Origin of the sequence: Sporolactobacillus inulinus, from assembly GCF_006539285.1 — a bacterium.
GTDB classification, from domain to species: domain Bacteria; phylum Bacillota; class Bacilli; order Bacillales; family Sporolactobacillaceae; genus Sporolactobacillus; species Sporolactobacillus inulinus.
Genome location: NZ_BJMS01000197.1, coordinates 1 through 1,547, shown reverse-complemented (window position 1 = coordinate 1,547; position 1,547 = coordinate 1). Strand labels below are relative to the sequence as shown.

General features: G+C 46.3%; 1 protein-coding gene. It reads right to left on the bottom strand.

The window, feature by feature from the left end; all coding sequences use genetic code 11:
- Positions 1-216: 216 nt before the first annotated feature.
- Entirely contained in the window at positions 217-1,467 is a 1,251-nt protein-coding gene (locus SIN01_RS14670; RefSeq protein ID WP_010027867.1) for an aminopeptidase P family protein, read from the bottom strand.
- Between the last annotated feature and the right edge of the window lie 80 nt (positions 1,468-1,547).

Here is a 1,547-nt window from a genome sequence, read left to right as displayed (position 1 = left end):
AGTAAGGACCGGGCGCTTTTTGTCCGGTTCTTCTCATGTCTGATGAGCGTACGGTAACGAAGACGCATTGATCGAGTGGGGATTATTTCCCGGGAAACCGACACAAGATGACATCGGCGTGTCTTGAAAATCGCTGTAAAGATATAATCCTTGCATCTCATGCAGTGCGCGTCTTCTAAGAAAAAATCTAAGGTTGGCGGCTTAACGAAAGCTGTGTTAACGATTTTCCGCCATAAATTGTTCGATTTCATCCGTTGTCCGTGGCAGTCCGGTCGTTAGAATTTCGGCGCCGGTTTCTGTAATCAGCAGATCATCCTCGATACGAATACCGATACTTTCTTCAGGAATATACAAGCCCGGCTCGTTTGTGATGACTTCACCGGCAGCAAGGTCCATGTCACGGTAAGGTCCAACGTCATGGGTATCGAGCCCAAGTGAGTGGCTGACTCCGTGAAAATAGTATTTGCTCAATTCATCGGGCGATTGGATCAAGCCAATTTTCATTAACTCTTCCGCATAAAATTCGCGAGTAAATGCATTGAGCGCTTGAAAAGCAACTCCTGGTTTCGCCATTTTCGACACTTCCTGATTGCAGCGCAGCACAATGTCATAGATGGTTTTCTGACGCGCCGTGAAGTGCCCGTTTACCGGAAATGTGTAGCTGATGTCGCCGTTATAATACTTATACTGGGCACCAAGATCCAATAAGACAAGACTACCGTCGCTTACTGTGCCGCTGTTTTCCGAATAGTGAAGTACGGTTCCGTTAAACCCGCCGGCGAGAATGGTTGGGAAAGCGAATTCGGTGCAGCCGCAACTTTTCAGTACAAAATTGAAATAGGCTTCAAGTTCATATTCTTTCATCCCCGGTTTTGCATTGGCCATCACGTATTTGATTCCATCAGCGGTTATTTTTCCGGCTTCGCGAATCAATTCAATTTCTTCGCGTGACTTGATCACTCGGAATTTACAAATAGTCGGATACAGATTGTGAATCGAGAGATAAGGATAGGATACGGCTGCGTGAGCGGCAAACTTATTCGCCGGTTTCGATGGGAATTCCCATGATTTTGTTTCCAGATCGGCGTATAAATGCTTGTAGACGCGAGCGTCCAGTTCTGAGCGAATGTAACTGTCGAATTTATCGAGCAGCTCGATATTCTGGACACCTGAAGCTTCCTGAGCTTCGTTTGGGGTGATTGTTTCACCGACCCAGCGAGCCATCCATGGATCCGCGCGCTGAATGAACAAGGTTTCCTCAACCTTGCCTCCAAATTTTGCGGCAACAAAGATCACGTTCGGTTCGGTAATCCCCGTCATGTAGTAAAAATTACGGTTTGGATAAAAAGGATAGCTCTCATCTGCAGATTGATGCGCAGCTTCTCCAGCAAACAAGAGGATGAGCGATTGATCTTCCAGTTTTTCATAAAGCTTTTCACGGTTGCGACTAAAAAAATGTTTCTCCATGGAACTCCCTCTTTCATCGAAAAGTATGTCCTCTCTTATTCTATCACCGCGTATCAAGAGCGGGGCGGAACACGCTTATC